Origin of the sequence: Temperatibacter marinus, assembly GCF_031598375.1 — a bacterium.
Lineage (GTDB): Bacteria > Pseudomonadota > Alphaproteobacteria > Sphingomonadales > Kordiimonadaceae > Temperatibacter > Temperatibacter marinus.
Window position 1 is genome coordinate 1,326,360 of record NZ_CP123872.1, and the last position, 15,049, is coordinate 1,341,408.

The 15,049-nt window shown below is 45.1% G+C and carries 13 protein-coding genes; 6 read left to right on the forward strand and 7 right to left on the reverse strand.

Annotated elements, in window-relative coordinates; all coding sequences use genetic code 11:
- The first annotated feature begins 2 nt into the window (after positions 1-2).
- Positions 3-809, forward strand: coding sequence for an SDR family NAD(P)-dependent oxidoreductase (locus QGN29_RS05940; protein WP_310799777.1), 807 nt, complete (start codon positions 3-5; stop codon positions 807-809).
- Here the strand turns inward: QGN29_RS05940 and QGN29_RS05945 are convergent.
- The 4 genes from QGN29_RS05945 to QGN29_RS05960 form a co-directional block, all read right to left on the reverse strand.
- Positions 806-1,837, reverse strand: a complete 1,032-nt coding sequence (locus QGN29_RS05945) for an alpha/beta hydrolase (RefSeq protein ID WP_310799778.1) — start codon at positions 1,835-1,837, stop codon at positions 806-808. The two genes, QGN29_RS05940 and QGN29_RS05945, sit on opposite strands and share 4 nt — an antisense overlap.
- 106 nt (positions 1,838-1,943) lie before the next feature.
- A complete protein-coding gene (locus QGN29_RS05950; RefSeq protein WP_310799779.1) occupies positions 1,944-3,335 on the reverse strand; it encodes a sodium-dependent transporter in 1,392 nt (463 codons plus the stop codon).
- A gap of 134 nt (positions 3,336-3,469) precedes the next feature.
- Positions 3,470-4,246 carry a hypothetical protein gene (locus tag QGN29_RS05955; RefSeq protein WP_310799780.1) on the reverse strand — a complete coding sequence of 259 codons (777 nt, stop codon included), beginning with the start codon at positions 4,244-4,246 and terminating at the stop codon, positions 3,470-3,472.
- Positions 4,247-4,255: 9 nt separating this feature from the next.
- Entirely contained in the window at positions 4,256-4,972 is a 717-nt protein-coding gene (locus QGN29_RS05960; RefSeq protein ID WP_310799781.1) for a carbonic anhydrase, read from the reverse strand.
- Positions 4,973-5,098: 126 nt separating this feature from the next.
- On the opposite strand from QGN29_RS05960, the gene QGN29_RS14475 reads away from it, so the two are divergent.
- A complete protein-coding gene (locus QGN29_RS14475; protein ID WP_375164686.1) occupies positions 5,099-5,272 on the forward strand; it encodes a DUF1272 domain-containing protein in 174 nt (57 codons plus the stop codon).
- A 15-nt stretch (positions 5,273-5,287) separates the two neighbouring features.
- Here the strand turns inward: QGN29_RS14475 and QGN29_RS05965 are convergent, their stop codons facing one another.
- Both QGN29_RS05965 and QGN29_RS05970 read right to left on the reverse strand, forming a co-directional pair.
- On the reverse strand, positions 5,288-6,205 hold the full coding sequence (locus tag QGN29_RS05965) for a DMT family transporter (protein ID WP_310799782.1): 918 nt from the start codon (positions 6,203-6,205) through the stop codon (positions 5,288-5,290).
- A gap of 99 nt (positions 6,206-6,304) precedes the next feature.
- On the reverse strand, positions 6,305-6,910 hold the full coding sequence (locus tag QGN29_RS05970) for a J domain-containing protein (protein WP_310799783.1): 606 nt from the start codon (positions 6,908-6,910) through the stop codon (positions 6,305-6,307).
- On the opposite strand from QGN29_RS05970, the gene QGN29_RS05975 reads away from it, so the two are divergent.
- On the forward strand, positions 6,881-7,726 hold the full coding sequence (locus QGN29_RS05975) for an MOSC domain-containing protein (RefSeq protein ID WP_310799784.1): 846 nt from the start codon (positions 6,881-6,883) through the stop codon (positions 7,724-7,726). The two genes, QGN29_RS05970 and QGN29_RS05975, sit on opposite strands and share 30 nt — an antisense overlap.
- Positions 7,727-7,820: 94 nt before the next feature.
- Here the strand turns inward: QGN29_RS05975 and QGN29_RS05980 are convergent, their stop codons facing one another.
- Entirely contained in the window at positions 7,821-9,563 is a 1,743-nt protein-coding gene (locus tag QGN29_RS05980; RefSeq protein ID WP_375164643.1) for a phosphoenolpyruvate carboxykinase, read from the reverse strand.
- Between the two features lie 210 nt (positions 9,564-9,773).
- Here QGN29_RS05980 and QGN29_RS05985 point away from each other — a divergent pair, with 210 nt between their 5' ends.
- The 3 genes from QGN29_RS05985 (at position 9,774) to QGN29_RS05995 (ending at position 15,041) form a co-directional block, all read left to right on the forward strand.
- Positions 9,774-10,496 (forward strand): response regulator, encoded by a 723-nt coding sequence (locus QGN29_RS05985; protein WP_310799786.1) that lies wholly within the window; start codon positions 9,774-9,776, stop codon positions 10,494-10,496.
- A gap of 23 nt (positions 10,497-10,519) precedes the next feature.
- Positions 10,520-12,169, forward strand: a complete 1,650-nt coding sequence (locus QGN29_RS05990; RefSeq protein ID WP_310799787.1) for a sensor histidine kinase — start codon at positions 10,520-10,522, stop codon at positions 12,167-12,169.
- Between the two features lie 112 nt (positions 12,170-12,281).
- Positions 12,282-15,041, forward strand: coding sequence for a phosphoenolpyruvate carboxylase (locus tag QGN29_RS05995; RefSeq protein WP_310799788.1), 2,760 nt, complete (start codon positions 12,282-12,284; stop codon positions 15,039-15,041).
- Positions 15,042-15,049 lie beyond the last annotated feature (8 nt).

The window sequence follows — 15,049 nt, forward strand, 5'->3', positions numbered from 1 at the left end:
TCATGTTTGAAGATAAAACAATTGTTATTACAGGGGCGGCGAGCGGTATAGGAAAAGCCCTTGCCAAGGCTTTTGCAGAGCGGGGCAGTCATCTTGCTCTTGTTGATCTTAAAGAAGAAGCTCTTGCAGCCTTGGTACAATCACTGGAAGGAAGTCCTGGAAAGATAACATCGTATCATGCAGATGTTGGGGATGCTGATGTGGTCCGTGCATTACCAGAGCAAATATTGAATGACCACGAAGAAATTAATGTGCTGATCAATAACGCAGGCATCGCCATTGGTGCAGATTTCAAGAATACTTCGGAAACACAGTTTGATCGGTTGCTTCAGGTCAACCTGTTTGGCGTGGTGAATATGACACGAGCTTTTATGCCTGCTTTGGAGAAAGCTTCCTTCGCAAAACTCGTAAATATTTCAAGTATTTTTGGTTTTATTGCTCCGCCAAATCAGACGGCTTATTGTGCCAGTAAGTTCGCTGTGCGAGGCTTTACCGAAAGTTTACGCCATGAGTATCGACGGAGTCATATTGCTATTAGTTGTGTTCATCCTGGAGGTGTTGCGACCAATATCGCCAAAGATTCGCTTTTCCCAGATACATTAAAAGAGGTAGAGCGTGAGCATTTGCTTTCCTTGGCAGAAAAGGCGTTGGTGGCACCTCCAGCCTATGCTGCAGAGGTGATCATTAAAGGACTTGAGAAAAATAAACCAAGAATCTTTATTGGTAAAGATGCTTTGATGGCCCGCTTTTTTCAAAGACTATTTCCGCTCACATATATGAAATATATCGGTAAGCGCGTGTCTCTTTAGGGAGTTTTTTCTAGAAAATTTACCATTTTATCTAAAGACTGTTCAAATGCAGCCTTTGCCGATTTTACATGACCTGAAAGGTTTAGCATAGGATGCGGCAATCCTTCATAGCATGTGGCGTCAACCGATACCCCTGCCTCAGCTAGCTTAGAGGCATACGCCATGCCTTCATCGCGGAGCGGATCAAAGGCTGCTGTTGAAATGATTGCCGGGCAAACACCCTCGACGACACCATAAAGAGGAGAGATTCTCGGATCTTTTTTATCGACATCTGCTGGAATATAAAGATCAATGAACCACTGAATCAGTGTCTCATCCAAAAGATAACCCTTCCCAAAGGTTGAAATGGAAGGATGAAAATGGGCTAGGTCTACCCACGGAACCCATAGCATCTGCAGACAAGGAGGTTGGTCGTGGTCCTTAAGCTGTTGAGCGAGAATTGCAGCAATATTACCGCCTGCGCTATCGCCGCCAATGATAATTTTCCTGGCATCAATTCGAAAATTTTCTGCATGATCAACGACATAATCATAAGCGGCAATACAGTCTTCAATACCTGCTGGAAAGACATGCTCGGGAGCCATGCGATAGTCGATTGAGATGACCTTACATTTTGCATAGGACGCAATTTTTGAACAAATACCGTGATGCGACTTTGGTGACCCAGCCACATGTCCACCGCCGTGGAAATAAACTAGAACCGGGGTGACACGGTCAATGAGTTTCTTCGGTGCGATAAACAGAGCTGGCACATCGTGGCCGCCGCCTTGGATGATCAACTCTGTGGTTTCTATAGAACGATCAGGCTTTGGGGCGAGCATAGGGCCAGATTGTTCAATATCAAAACGCAGATGCTCTGGCGTTAATTGGTCGCCAAATTGAGGCGGAGATATCTCTAAGATAAATTGAACGTAAGGATCGAGTGTCTTACCGTTTACAGTAACAGCCGGCCCCACCATCAAGCGGATTAGACCCTTTGGAAGTGCACAAATGAAACGCGCAAATAAAGCTTCAAATTTTTGCCTCATGGTGATTCCTTTTCAATCACATTTAATCTCTCGACCCCAAAGTTTTGACCAGACAAAAAAACCGCCATCCAAGGATAGCGGTTTCCTCTTGTTTTATGAGATAGTCTTAAAAGACTCCTAGGCCACTGGCGAGAACCCAAATAAGAGCTGCCGGGCAGACATATTTAATAAGAACATGCCAGATTTCAAAGACACCGCCTTCAGGAAGACCCATTTCATCTTTCATGCTATCACGGCTTACAAACCAGCCAACAAAGATCGCAAGTAAGAGGCCACCTACAGGCATGATGATATTTGAAACGGTGAAGTCAATGATTTCACCCATATTGGCAACTTTACCATTTGGCAATTGCTCAAGGCCCATCCATGCTAATGGCAGGAATTCAGCTGCATCATTCCATGAGAAGACAGTCATCAATCCTACTGCAAATGCAATGGCTCCACCAATGATTGCTGCTCTCCAGCGTGTCATGCCAAATTTTTCTTCAAAATAAGCAACACCCGGCTCGAGAAGCGAAATAGATGATGTGATCGCTGCTATTGTGAGTAAGACAAAGAAGGCTGTTGCGATAAAGCTACCGCCAGGCATCTGCCCAAAAGCAATGGGAAGTGTCTTAAAGATTAAGCTAGGACCAGCATCTGGGGCGAGGCCATATGCAAAAACAAGCGGGAAGATAGCAAGCCCTGCAATCAAGGCGACTAGAGTATCCGCTGTGGCGATTAAGGCGCCAGACTTATGAAGGCTAATGTCCTTCGGTAAATACGAGCCATAAGCCAGCATTGTTCCAACAGTGACTGATAAAGAGAAAAAGGCCTGCCCAAGAGCGCTTAGGGCTGTTGAGCCATTAATCTTAGACCAATCAGGTGTAAAGAGAAATTCTGCGGTCTTTACCATATCCCCAGTTGCAAGAGAATAACCCAAAAGCAACAAAATGATGAGGAATAACAGGGGCATTAGATAAGTTACGGCCTTTTCTAGACCCCCCTTTATGCCTTTTCCAACGATCACGACTGTTACCATGATAAAGAGTAGATGCCAGAAAGTTACCGTCCCAGCATTGCTCGTAAATTCACCCATTGCCGCTGTTGCCGCATCAGCCGTGATGTCACTAAAAGCACCAGTCGCCGCTTGAATAACATAGCTCATAACCCACCCAGCGATCACGCTGTAGAAAGATAGGAGGCCCAAACCGCCACCGAAAGTACCAATATGACCAAGCCATGCCCATTTCGGATTAGCTGCAGATTCTTTCGCAATCGCCCCCAAAGAGCCTATGGGGCTTTTGCCACCACGTCGCCCAATAGATAGCTCTGCAATTAAAACAGGCAAGCCAATTAAAAAGACGAAAGCAATATACATTAAAATGAAAGCAGATCCGCCGTTCTCACCTGCAACATAAGGAAACCTCCAAATGTTGCCGAGACCGACAGCAGAACCTACCGCTGCAAAAATAAAAGCCATTCTAGATGACCATTGAACTTGAGCTGCACCAGCCATAGTGACACTCCCCTCCAGTTGTTTTTTTATACCATCGTCCCTCACGACAGCAGAGACACTTTGGTTAGCATATTAAAAAAGCCCTGAACAGCAGAATTGCGTCTCAGAGCTTAAATTTTACTTGTGAAATTGACCTATTGTAATCGGTCGATGACTTTACAGTAATCGCCGACAGCACGTATGGTCACACAAAGCCTATCTGTGTCAGACCACTCATCAGCAGGCACGCCCACTCGCCATACAATGCCGCGATTTGATTGAACTGTCCAAATGCCAATGACACCTTTTAATGGCTTGTATCGCTCTTCGAAAATCGCCACAGCTGCTGTGGCTTTGTCTTCGGAAAAATAAGAGGCAAAATGTGAGAACCAAGTGCCTGCCATCGTGGCGGATGCTGGAGTAGTAATTTGAGTATTTAACCGAAGAAGAGCAGCGGCTTGCTGATCTCGGTCTAGGGTTTGTTTTGCGGCTTTCTTCTGTGTCGGCTTCACAGGATCTAGGCCCGAATGCAATGGCTTTTCAGCAACAAGTTTCACATCATGTTGCACGAGAATTTGCTGCAACATAACAAGTTGATCAGCGGCAACAGAACTTACAGTTCCAGCGAGGGAAAGACATGAAAGGTTGATGCCTGATTGATCATTACTTCTGGCTAAGTCAGCAAATATTTGTCTTGCGGTGAGATGTTTGCCCCCTTGCGTGAGAGCAACAGCTGCAAAAAGATTATTCACCGGCGTATCACTGGCTTGATTTAGATGGGATAGGGCTGCAGCAGGATCTTTGGCGCAAAGAGCGGACTTAAGGGGGCTGGCTATTTTTTCAGATCGAATTGAAGGCCCTGCACCCCCTACCTGACATGCAGATAGATACAGAAGGCTACACAAAGCGATGATAGATTTTACCTGTTTCATAAAAACTTCCTATTGTGAGTTTGTATCAACGATCAATCTATAATTTCTAGATTGCACAGGGCGCGCATTCATTTTCATCACCCCTTCAAGAGCTTGAAGTTGGCCGGCAGACATTTGAATAGGTGTTTTGAGAAGATACCAATTCACACCTTCTGAACAAGGCGGAGTGGTAAGCGATCCCATATAGCGATAATAGCTTTTATTGTGCGGCATCAAATCTCTTGCATTGATCTGTGTTCTAGCATTTTTTCGCGAGTCACCTTTGTTGGCGGGTAGAGAGGCAAGCAACTCCTTAGCGGCTGCATTTTCAGTGCCTGTCTCGACCATGGCGCCGATGATTGCGACATTGCCACTCTGGTCTGTATGAACAAAGTGCAAAGCTGCAGGAAATTTTTTCCCCATAATCGTATGCTCAGAGGGTGTATGAAAATTGATATGCTTAAGTTCATAGCTTTTCATGCCAACTTTCATCATGCTGCCTGCTTGGTAGGTTTGCTGCAGTCCAGATCCAGTATTCACAAGATCTAAAGCCGTCACATTATAATGCAGCTGCAGCGCGTAAGTGTGCGCCGCTTCTGTGCCATTAATATCAATTGGTGACTGGCTTTTCCCTGTCTTGCATGTACCGCCCCAGGATTGAGGGTTTTGGTAGTTAATATCCTGCGTGGTGGCTGTTGAGGCCATGGAAACTGCAAGGACAGCTGTCGCTAAAATAGGTTTGATCATGATTGACTCCCGATCAATAATCATAGTTAATCTTTTCATTGATTATTAGCATAGCAGATTTTATGCCAACACTTACAGAGCTTTGTGATAAAATCTTTTTAGAAGAGGGAGTAAAGAATGCTTCAAATGAAAGATGCCTGTGAAAAATGTGAAAAATCACTGCCACCTGATAGTGACGAAGCTCACATATGCTCGTATGAGTGTACATTTTGTCGCTCGTGTGTTGAAGGGCCATTGAACCATACTTGTCCAAATTGCGGAGGGAGCTTTGAACAGCGCCCTAAGCGACAATCGTCCTAAGCAATAGGCCTCTTCCTAGGATTTCCGCCGCTTCTTCAAATTTATATATCCATTCATGATGAGGAGCCCTATGGTTATGAGAGCAATGCCAGCAAATTCTGTGCCTCCAAAACTCTCATCCAAAAGGATAACACCCATGATGATGGTGAAGGGAGGGATGGTGACGGTTACGAGAGATGCATTGGTAGCGCCCGCTTCTTTGGTGAGCTTAAAGAAAATGAGATAAGCGATAGCACTGCAAAATATTGTGAGCATTAATAAAGCAGTTATGACGTCTGCATTCGGCATCGACAAGGCGGTAAAATCCTCTGCGACCCATGCTATAGGGATCATGATGACGGAGCTGGTTGCCAATTGCCCAAAAGCGCCTTGATAGGGGGTCAGACCTGTATCTGTTAATTTCCTTAAGAAGATGACACCGAAGGCATAAAAAGTTGCAGTTCCTAGCATGCCCAGTTGCCCCCAAAAAGCCATTCCTGAAAATGAGAGAGCGCCTGGGTTAAAAAGAATAAGAATGCCAAGGAAACCAATGGTGATTCCGAATATTTTTCTGGGCGTCACTTTTTCATCCTGAGTCAGGAAATGCGCTAGAATAACAGTCATTATAGGTGTTGTGGCATTCATAATTGAGGCCATGCCCGCATCGATATATTGCTGACTCCATAACATTAGAGAAAAGGGAAGGGCATTGGTGAAGCACCCTATGACAAATAGAAAACGCCACACTTTAAAGCCTTTGGGAATGGTATGACCCAGAAGCAATAACAGCGGCAACAGGATCAGAGCGCCGCCTGCAACTCGAAAGGCGACAGTGGTCAGTGGTCCGTAATGTGTTAAAATAACTTCGTGGGCAATAAAACTACTCCCCCAAAAGGAAGATAAGAGGAAAAGAAGTCCCCAGTTTTTCGGTGTCATTTTTAAGGGATCAGCCATCTTAATTCTCTTCGCTTTTTATATCAGTCAAAAGGGTGTAGGCGATCTATAGTGCCGTGTCTCGCTGTTTTTGGTCGTCGTATCCCTTGGGGCAACTCATCAGGCTGATGGCGCGAAGGATTTAACTTTTAGAACATCATAGGCTGTCTGAATTGCGTGAAATTTTTCTGCAGCTTGCGGATCTCCAGGATTGGCATCTGGATGATAGGCTTTTGCCAGTCTGCGATATTGCTTTTTGATGGCGTCAGCATCCGTATCTGTATCAAGCTCTAAAGTATCGAGTGCGGCAATTTCTGTTCTCGAAAAGCCATTTTCATCTTCTGCACCACCCCATTCAAAAGTACGACTGCCAGCGAAGGCATCACTGCTGCTGGCTTCTTCGTCCTTCATAAATTTGAGAGCTTCTTCATCAGACATGCCTGAGAAAAAGTCCCAATTTCGATTATATTCCGCAGCATGACGCTGGCAAAAATACCAACGATCTTGCGGTGTGTGAGGCGATTTTGGTGCAGGATGTGAGCCTTTTTCATTGCAACCACGATAGTCGCACATTTTTACTGGCTCAGCATCATGTTCTTTGCCATACTCACCCCATCTGGGAAATCCGAAATTTTTTAAATTTTCACGTGCCATGTGGCTTGTATATAGGAAGGCATTAGACGGGGCAAGATCAAGATGATGTATATTAAAGAACTTTATGTTCATCCGGTAAAATCCATGCGCGGCTTGCAAGTTCAAGAGGCACGTTTTTCGCCTCAAGGCCTAGAGGGAGATCGTCGTTTTTCTGTGGTACTTGCGCGGAATGGCGTAGCGCTTACTGCACGCGAAAAGCCTGCTCTGTTAGGCATCGAAGCAGTTGTTTGTGATGATAATTTACTCTTAGCCTATCAGGGAAAGAAGATTTCTGTTTCATTGTCAGCACGCGGTCAGAGCCAGAATTATAGAATTTGGGGGGACCAGATTTCAGCTCAGGATCTCGGGGATGCTGTGGCTAACTATCTTTCTTCTATCGTGGGGAAAGAAGTCAGGCTAGTGGAAACAACAGAGGACAGTCGACGCCAATCGCCACTTGTAAATGTCCCTCATAACTTTGTTGATTTAATGCCGCTTCTTATGACCAGCGATGCCTCGCTTGAGGCTTTGAATAGTCATCTTGATAATCCCATATCCCAGAGGCATTTCCGCCCGAATATTGTGATTGGGGGCGTTGAGAAAGCCTATGCAGAAGATACATGGGATCAGGTCCAAATTGGGGGGAACACTTTTGAGATAACCTTTGGGTGTTCGCGCTGTATTATGCCCGAATATGACCCGGAGACCCAACTGAAAGACAAAGCGCTTCCAGTCACTCAGGCCCTGAGGTCGACAAGACAAGCAATCGACAAGTTGCTCTACTTTGGCCAGAATGCGATGCCCCTTACAACAGGAGATGTGCAGGTTGGAGACCCAGTAAAAATACTTACAACGCGTAACAATCAACGCTTAAATGCAGACGGAAAAACCTTTTACACGCCAGAATGAAGAACGGCGTAGGTAAGGGTAAATATTCCCAAAAAAAAGGGTTCCCGAGGGAACCCTATGTGGTCTTGCAACCACTCCCTTGCAGGAGGAATTTTTATTCAGCGGCAACCGCCTGTTTAAGTGCCTTTGGCGCTGTTGCAAGCACGTCAGCATCTACATGGCTTTCGAATTTTTCGAAATTTGTATTGAATAGTCCAGCCAGATAATCTGCTTTAGCGTCATAAGCATTTTGATCAGCCCAAGTCTCTCTCGGAGATAGAATTGCAGTCTCAACACCTTTAATCGATACAGGGACTTCAAAGCCAAAACGGTCATCTACGCGCGTTTCCATGCCTTCAAGGCTTCCATCTAGGGCAGCGTGCAGCATGGCTCGTGTCTGTTTAATAGGCATTCTATGCCCTGTCCCGTATTCGCCGCCAGTCCAACCTGTATTGACAAGCCAGCATGTCACATTTCCTTCAGCGATTTTTTTGCGAAGTAAGTTGCCATAGATAGCTGGGTGGCGAGGCATGAAGGGGCCTCCAAAACAGGCTGAGAAAGTTGCTTGAGGTTCTTTAACGCCAATTTCTGTGCCGGCTACTTTTGCCGTATACCCTGAGAGGAAGTGATACATGGCTTGTTCTGGGGACAGACGGGCAATCGGAGGTAAAACACCAAATGCATCAGCGGTGAGCATGATGATGTTGGTCGGCTTGCCGCCCATATTTTCTGCGCTCGTGTTGGGAATGAAATCGATTGGATAGGCAGCACGTGTGTTTTCCGCTAAGCTGTTATCAAATAGATCCAATTCTCGAGTAACAGGGTCCATCATCACATTCTCAACAACAGTGCCAAAGCGGCGTGTTGTCTCATATATTTCGGGTTCTGCTTCTGCTGATAGATTGATAAGTTTGGCGTAACAGCCACCTTCAAAGTTGAACACGCTGGAATCAGACCAGCCATGCTCATCATCCCCTATCAAGGTGCGGCTACTGTCAGCAGAGAGTGTTGTTTTCCCTGTGCCACTAAGGCCGAAAAAGATTGCAACATCACCGTCAGGGCCAATATTTGCCGAGCAGTGCATGGGCATGATTTCTTTGTCTGTTAACAAATAGTTTAGGATAGAGAATACTGACTTTTTATTTTCTCCAGCATATTCTGTACCGCCGATGAGAACCATCTTCTTGGTAAAGTTTACCGCAATGATCGTTTCAGAGTTACAACCCATTGTGGCAGGATCAGCCTTGAAACTTGGCAGGTTGATAACAGAAAATTCTGGGTCGAAATCTTCTAACTCAGAGAGATCTGGGCGGATTAACATCGTGCGACAGAAGAGACTGTGCCAAGCGAATTCACCGATCATTCTTACGCTAATTTGGTGGTTTTTGTCTGCACCGGCATAGACGTCCTGTACGAAGAGATCTTTTCCTTTGGCGTGGTCGATAAAGGCCGCATAGATTGTCTCCCAGTTTTCAGGAGTGATAGGGCTGTTCACTTTTCCCCACCATACGGTATTTTCTGTAGTCTCGTCTCTTACGGTGAATTTATCATTTGCTGAGCGGCCAGTTTTTGCCCCGGTCTTTACGACGAGAGGGCCGTGGGCCGCCACTTCTGATTCGCCACGCTTTAAAGACTCTTCATAGAGCTGCGCCGCATTCAAATTCCAGTATTCAGAAGAAATTTCTGTGAGACCCTGTTTTTCAAGGCCCACCTTACTTGGTGAGTTTCCGTAAATAGACAAGACTATACCTCCAAAACAGACATGATTAGTGCCTGTATAATTTTTAGTGCAGCAAATTTGGGACCAGCTGCTATAAAAAAGAATTGGATAACCAATTCGTTCATCTCTGATAAACATTTTCAGCGTTTAAAATCAAGCAAAAATAATTATGGGCAAGCCGATCGCATATTGTGTAGAATAAGGCGTAACCCTTATTTAGACATGTTGCTGTCTTTTTTTGGTCTTAAAAAGAGTGAAAGCTTTCAGAAAGTTACAATTAATAAGTAACAGAGATTGCAAATATTTCAGCACTCGATAGACTGAATAAAACGACCGCTAGGGGGACCTATGACAGCTACAATTGCCTTGGTTGATGATGACCGTAATATTTTAACGTCCGTAACGATTGCCCTCGAATCAGAGGGTTTTCGTGTCAGAACTTATCCTGATGGCCAGAAGGCCTATGATGCGCTTTCAAAAAATCCGGCCGATTTAGCCGTGTTTGATATTAAGATGCCAAGAATGGACGGAATGGAATTGCTGCGGAAAATTCGCGAAGTTAGTGACATGCCCGTAATTTTTCTAACCAGTAAAGACGAAGAAATTGATCAACTTCTGGGATTGCGCATGGGGGCAGATGATTATATTGGTAAGCCTTTTTCCCAGCGGCTTTTGATTGAGCGCATTCGGGCTCTTCTACGACGGACGGAAATGCGTGCAAAACCACCATCAGATCGCAAAAATGACGCAGTTGAAATTTCTGAAGAAGAAGTCATGGTGCGCGGCCACTTAGAACTTGATAGTCTCCGTCATTCTGTAAAATGGAAAGATCAATCGGTTACCCTTACCGTCACAGAATTTTTGATATTGCAGTCATTAACGCAGCACCCTGGTCACGTAAAAAGTCGTGATAATTTGATGGATAGTGCCTATTCTGACGATGTCTATGTGGATGATAGAACCATAGATAGTCATATCAAACGCCTGCGCAAAAAATTCAGAAAAGTGGATGGGGAGTTTTCAGCCATTGAAACCCTTTACGGTGTGGGATATCGTTATAAACAAGATTAGTAAAATCTTGAGAGGACGATTGCGTGGTTCCACCAAAACATAAGAGTGATCAAAAAGCCGGTTTATCTTCCGGTCTTTATACACGTGGGTATTCGCCGCTTATGTTCAGGGTTATGTTGATTAACCTATTGGCGGTGGTTATCCTCGCTGGCGGTGTTCTTTATGTGAACCAGTTTCGATATGAACTTTTACAACGCACGACCGCTAACTTAGAAGTACAAGCCGAAATTATCGCGGCAGCTATTGGAGAAGCCGCCCAAGGGGATGAGGATATTGACAGTTCTGTTGCACGTCCCATTATCAACAGACTTGTCGGGCCGACGAATGTCAGGGCTCGTTTGTTCAGCACTGAAGAGAAACTCATTATCGATAGCCGGTTTCTATCAGGTGAAAATAAAGTGATTGCTGAGCCCTTGCCTGACCCCCGCGACGAGCAGTCATTACTGCAACGGTTTGAAGAATCACTCTATCGGGCCATAGATTATTTTGCAGATCAAAAAGAATTCCCTCTTCAAAATGAAGAGACTGGCCCGAACGCCTTTGCATTACCTGAAGTAAAAAAAGCCCTTGAAGGCATGCCTGAAACAATTTTGAGACGTCAACAGGACGGCCTAATTGTTGTAAATATCGCTTTGCCAATTCAGCGGTTTAGACGCGTGCTTGGCTCCTTGCATATCAGCGCTACGACGGAAGATATTGAGGCTATCGTCAGGGCTGAACAATTCTCTATTATACGAGTGTTCTTATATGCATTTGCCGTTACGTTGATGCTTTCATTTTTCTTAGGACGTACTTTGGCCACGCCGATAAGAACACTGGCTCGTGCTGCTGTTCGGGTGAGGCGAGGTATTGGGAAAGAAGTCAGTTTACCAGAATTTTCTCAACGAAAAGATGAGATCGGCGACCTGTCTCGGGCTCTTTCCGATATGACGCGGGCTCTTTATAATCAAATTGATGCTGTAGAGCGCTTTGCAGCTGACGTAGCACATGAATTGAAGAACCCTCTCACAAGTATGCGGAGTGCTTTAGAAACCATTAAACTGACCGATAAAAAAGAACATAAAGAGCGCTTACTGGCAATTTTAGAGGACGATGTTCAGCGCCTTGATCGGTTGATCTCAGACATTTCAGATGCGTCGCGTCTTGATGCAGAATTAACGCGTTCTAAAATGGACCCGGTTGATTTAGAAGTATTGCTCAAGAATATGATTCACACTTATCAGCAAACCTCATGCGCTGAGGGGCCATTAATTGAGATGAAGGCGTCGGATGGAAAAGACTATAAAGTTTTGGGAATTGAGGAGCGTTTAAGCCAAGTATGGCGTAATATTATCGATAACGCCTTAACTTTCACACCTCAGGATAAAACTATTCGGCTAGAGCTCAGCAGTAATGAAAAGTTGATCACTATCCGTATTGAAGATGAAGGTCAGGGTCTCAGTAAAGGGGCCGAGGATAAGATATTTAAACGCTTTTATTCTGAAAGACCCGACCATGATGATCATCATGCTCTATCGGGGGGCGGGGGGCATTCTGGCCTGGGACTGGCGATCTCAAAGCAGGTCGTGGAAGCCCACGGCGGTACAATTCATGCCTCCAATAGAATGACCGACAAGGAAGAGATCTTGGGAGCAAGATTTGAAGTGCGACTTCCTGCAATGCACCGCGAATAGAATAATCTTTCAAAAGCGCATTTCTTACTTGACCCTGCCGGGACATATAGTCAATGTAGGCATAGGTCCCGCGTAAAACACAGTTGTTCAATTTAACTTCAGGGGACTTTCCATGCAAGGTCACACCAAACATTCTTATTTTTCATCCGCTTGGTCAAAAGCATCTGACTTTTTGCAAGACCCGGCTCTGCTAGATTCATGCGAATCCGCCTTGAAAGGAACAGCTAAGGAGCTTGTTCAAAAACGCGCACTTCGTATGCAAGCACAATTGGGGACTGTGAATGAAGGTGAAAATCTAGAGAAATTAAGAACGGTTTTACGGCGGTTGAAAGACGGCCATGGGGGCACACGGAATTTTATTGAATTTCAACAGCTTTGTAGCCAGGAACTGGGAGGGATTGTTCTTACAGCTCACCCAACCTTTGCCTTTCACGAAGATGTGCGCAATAGCATCAAAGACGGCTTGCTCTCAGGCGAGACAACAGCATTTGAGAATTTAAGGCCAGAAGGCTCGCCGACTCTTGAAGAAGAACGTAATCAAGCGGAAGAGGCAGTGCACAATCTACGGTCTGCACATCGAAAGGTGATCCGAATTGCTTTTGAAGTGGCACAGGAGGCCTATCCAGAGGAGTGGCATGAGTTTGATCCGTGTATTTTAACGCTGGCCAGTTGGGTTGGTTTTGATCTTGATGGTCGAACAGATATTACTTGGTCTACTAGTCTAGACTTCAGATATCATCTAGCACTTGAGGGGCTCACAGATTTAATAGTGAAAGCCGATGAAATTCTTGGGCAGTGTGACAATAACAATTTGAAAATTGTTAGAGAACAGCTGCAATTCTTATTGGAAACATTTACGAAAGGTCGCTCTCTTCTACAGGAAGAAGAAGCGGCTGATCAGCAAACTTTCGCACAGCTTAATCATGTCGCTATGGAACATAAGGTTCAGAAAGAGGCGGCTATTGAGAAAATTGAAGACGCTTTAGGCCATTTAATGAAAGCCGAAGCCAGTGATCAAGCCTTGATTGATTTCGGTGTCTTCCGCGCTGAATGGAAAACATTTGGACTTGGCCTCTGTCATATTCATTTTCGCTTAAATGCGGCTCAGCTGCATAATGCGATCAGAGGTAAGATAGGGCTGACTCGTTCTCCTGATCGCAGTGCTAGTCGTCGACATTACCTTGCAGCAATCAGTAAATTACTCGATACCGTTGAGCCAGTGAATATACACTATGGAACACTGAACAAAGAAAAAACAACAGCTAGACGTGTCTTTATGCTGGCAGCACAATTTGAGAAGCATTTTGATGGGCGAACACCTATTCGTATGCTTGTGGCAGAATCAGATACGCCTTTTACCATGCTGACGGCGCTTTATTATGCTCGCTTGTTCGATGTTGATGATCATGTGGAAATTTCTCCGCTGTTTGAAACGGCTCTTGGATTGCAGCGCGGTGATCGAGTGATTGATGAGTTATTGGATAATCCACATTTTGATCGATATATAAGAAAACAGGGGCGTTTTTGTGTACAGCTAGGGTTCTCTGATAGCGGCCGTTACATTGGTCAACTCGCAGCGAATTTAGCCATTGAGCGCTTTAAGTTGAGGTTAACACGCCTGTGGAAGAAACGAGGCCTGACTGATGTGCAATTGCTTTTCTTTGATACCCACGGAGAAAGTATAGGACGCGGTGCACACCCTGCAAGTTTGCAAGACCGCTTCCTCTATACGCATACTCCAGAGGTAAGACGGAATTTATCCGGGTTGCTCGTGCCTCATAAACACGAAGTGAGCTTTCAAGGGGGCGATGGATATTTGTGGTTTACAAGCCCAGAGTCTTCCCTCGCGGTGCTCACGAACTTCCTAGACGCTCGCTTATCAAGCCGTCAGGTTGATGATGGGGATCATCTCTATTCCTATAGTGGTTGGTCGCTTGATTACTTTTTAACACTTCGTGAATTTCAAGAGCAAATGAGTGATAGTTCGGGCTATGTCGCGCTTGTAGACAGTATTGGTCGAAATATGCTTTACCCAACCGGATCACGGGCCACAAAGCGACAAGGGCCTGGTTCTGGTGGGCAAGAAATGGAAAAAGTTTCTCAGTTGAGAGCTATTCCCCATAATGCCACGCTGCAACAGCTGGGCTACATGGCGAATAGTGTAGCGGGTCTGGCGCCGGCTATTGATTTTGCTTCTGAGCGCTTTTCAACAGTCTATGAAAATTCACCGCGCTTGAGGCGCCTTGTTGATATAGCCATGCATGCCGCAAAATATTCCTCGGTCCATGTTCTTCGTGGATATCAGGAGATGATGAATAGTGATAGCTGGCTAACTCTCTCAGAATCCATAGAGAATCAAGATCAGAAAGAAAGAATGAGGCGGCTTTCTAATACTCTTGAAGATATGTTCAGGCAGGAAAAGCTTGCCCACGAAGTGCGTAAGCTTCGTCGTGACGGAGAACAGCTGAATGATATTCTGTCCGATGAGGCCAGCCCAATTATCGGTGATGCAAAGCATTCTGATGTTTGGTGTCAACTTCATGAGACACGCATGGCTCTTTTGCAATTTATCTATATGAAAGCAATGGAAATTCCGCGTTTCAGCAGTCGGCTAGATATTTCTTTGAAGGATATGCTTGATGATCTTTTCCATCTTGATATAGAATCCTCACTGGATAAATTAGAAAAAATCTTTCCTCTGGATGTTAAACATAGTGACGATATCGCTTACGGCGAAGATCAAACCTTCGAGGATCGCTACCAAGGATATGACAGGGAGCATGAAAGAATTTTCAAACCCATTAGAAAAGCCTATGATTTGGTGCTGACAATTTCTGCCTTACTGGGGCATGAGATTGGTGCTTTTGGCTAAAGGAGGTC

Bases quoted from the DNA above. Each gene is read 5' to 3' on its own strand.
- QGN29_RS05940 (WP_310799777.1), top strand. From the start codon at position 3: ATGTTTGAAGATAAAACAATTGTTATTACAGGGGCGGCGAGCGGTATA.
- QGN29_RS05945 (WP_310799778.1), bottom strand. From the start codon at position 1,837: ATGAGGCAAAAATTTGAAGCTTTATTTGCGCGTTTCATTTGTGCACTT.
- QGN29_RS05950 (WP_310799779.1), bottom strand. From the start codon at position 3,335: ATGGCTGGTGCAGCTCAAGTTCAATGGTCATCTAGAATGGCTTTTATT.
- QGN29_RS05955 (WP_310799780.1), bottom strand. From the start codon at position 4,246: ATGAAACAGGTAAAATCTATCATCGCTTTGTGTAGCCTTCTGTATCTA.
- QGN29_RS05960 (WP_310799781.1), bottom strand. From the start codon at position 4,972: ATGATCAAACCTATTTTAGCGACAGCTGTCCTTGCAGTTTCCATGGCC.
- QGN29_RS14475 (WP_375164686.1), top strand. From the start codon at position 5,099: ATGAAAGATGCCTGTGAAAAATGTGAAAAATCACTGCCACCTGATAGT.
- QGN29_RS05965 (WP_310799782.1), bottom strand. From the start codon at position 6,205: ATGGCTGATCCCTTAAAAATGACACCGAAAAACTGGGGACTTCTTTTC.
- QGN29_RS05975 (WP_310799784.1), top strand. From the start codon at position 6,881: ATGATGTATATTAAAGAACTTTATGTTCATCCGGTAAAATCCATGCGC.
- QGN29_RS05970 (WP_310799783.1), bottom strand. From the start codon at position 6,910: ATGAACATAAAGTTCTTTAATATACATCATCTTGATCTTGCCCCGTCT.
- QGN29_RS05980 (WP_375164643.1), bottom strand. From the start codon at position 9,563: ATGTTTATCAGAGATGAACGAATTGGTTATCCAATTCTTTTTTATAGC.
- QGN29_RS05985 (WP_310799786.1), top strand. From the start codon at position 9,774: ATGACAGCTACAATTGCCTTGGTTGATGATGACCGTAATATTTTAACG.
- QGN29_RS05995 (WP_310799788.1), top strand. From the start codon at position 12,282: ATGCAAGGTCACACCAAACATTCTTATTTTTCATCCGCTTGGTCAAAA.